Below are 1,249 nucleotides of genomic sequence, written 5' to 3' on the forward strand. Positions count from 1 at the left end.
TGGCGTTGGTGCGGAAGGGGTCGTGTCCGGCGGTGTAGACCTGCGTCGTCCCGATCCCGTCCGGGTTGGCCTAGGAGATGTCGAAGGTGGCGCCCAGTCGGTGGGGCGCGTCTCCGTCGACCTCGTGGCCGTTGGCGAGGAGTTCCCCGGAGGCGCTTCGCACGTCCACGGTGATGTGGCTGCCTCCTCGAGTCGGCTCGACCGACGTGACCGTCGCGATGCCGGGCTGAGAGTGTCCGGTGTGGTGATCCCAGTCGGCGGGGAGGGAAAGGCCCATCAGAAGGACAACCGGCATCGACATGGCGAACACGATGACGTCCCAGAGCTCAACGAAGCTCTTGCGTTCCCACATGGCCCCTCCGGGCGTCAGGACTGCTGGGTCAGCAGGGCCAGGTCCCGCCGGATGTAGCGCAGGTGGGCCCACTCCTCCTCGAGGATGACCCGGACGCAGTCGCCGACGCTCGGGTGCCAGTCCTCGTCTCCCCACGGGTCGTTGCGCGGCTCGGCCAAGGTCTCCTGGGTGACCTCGTCGAGGAAGGTGGTCACCATCTGCTGGCGCTCGGCACGCACGCGCAGCACCTCGTCGAAGGGGACGTCGTCGCGGAAGGCGGAGGCGTCGACCCCCATGGCCTCGGCGCCGGTGAACAGCTGGCCGATCTCGTGGAAGGGCGCAGGCACCTGGAGGATCGCGCTGCGCAGCCAGGCGTCCGTGGCCAGGACGAGGTGGCGCAGCGTCTGGGCCAGGGACCACTCGTCCGGGACGTGGGCGTCGACGAGGGATGCCGGGGTGTCGTCGACCGTGTGCTGCCAGGCTGCCTGGACCGCGACCCAGCCCTCGCGCAGGCCCTGCGGGGTGGTGGCCTTCTGCAGCTCCCGGCCGGGGAACTGCCGGTTGAGCTCGGCCTCGACCAACGGCACGACGTCGACCCCGTTGACGAAGAGGGAGCCGAAGGCCAGGTCGTGGCTGTCGATGTCGAGCCCGCCGACGTCCACGCTGCGCATCGTCATCCCGCTGACGTCGGAGAAGCGGATGGTCGCGCCCTTGAAGTTCGCCCGCTCGAAGGTGGCGCCCTCGTAGTTCGTGCGGTCCACGAGTGAGCCGCCGTCGGTCGCGGGGTTCTCGGTCGCGGGGTTCTCGGATGCCGTCATCGCCCCATGGTTGCGCATCACCTCGCGATGCGGGGCGCTACGGCACGGGGGAGGCAGGAGGCGAATTAGGCTGGTGGGATGCCTGCCCAGCACGTCGACG

General features: G+C 69.7%; 2 protein-coding genes. Both read right to left on the minus strand.

The window, feature by feature from the left end:
- Positions 1 to 70: 70 nt before the first annotated feature.
- Positions 71 to 352, minus strand: coding sequence for a hypothetical protein (locus PLL68_RS05210; protein ID WP_324532302.1), 282 nt, complete (start codon positions 350 to 352; stop codon positions 71 to 73).
- Positions 353 to 366: 14 nt separating this feature from the next.
- A complete protein-coding gene (locus PLL68_RS05215) occupies positions 367 to 1,149 on the minus strand; it encodes a DinB family protein (RefSeq protein ID WP_324532303.1) in 783 nt (260 codons plus the stop codon).
- Between the last annotated feature and the right edge of the window lie 100 nt (positions 1,150 to 1,249).

Source organism: Ornithinibacter sp. (genome assembly GCF_035443565.1).
Lineage (GTDB): Bacteria > Actinomycetota > Actinomycetes > Actinomycetales > Dermatophilaceae > Fodinibacter.

Coding starts and splice junctions, on each gene's coding strand:
- PLL68_RS05210 (WP_324532302.1), bottom strand. CDS start 352: ATGTGGGAACGCAAGAGCTTCGTTGAGCTCTGGGACGTCATCGTGTTC.
- PLL68_RS05215 (WP_324532303.1), bottom strand. CDS start 1,149: ATGACGGCATCCGAGAACCCCGCGACCGAGAACCCCGCGACCGACGGC.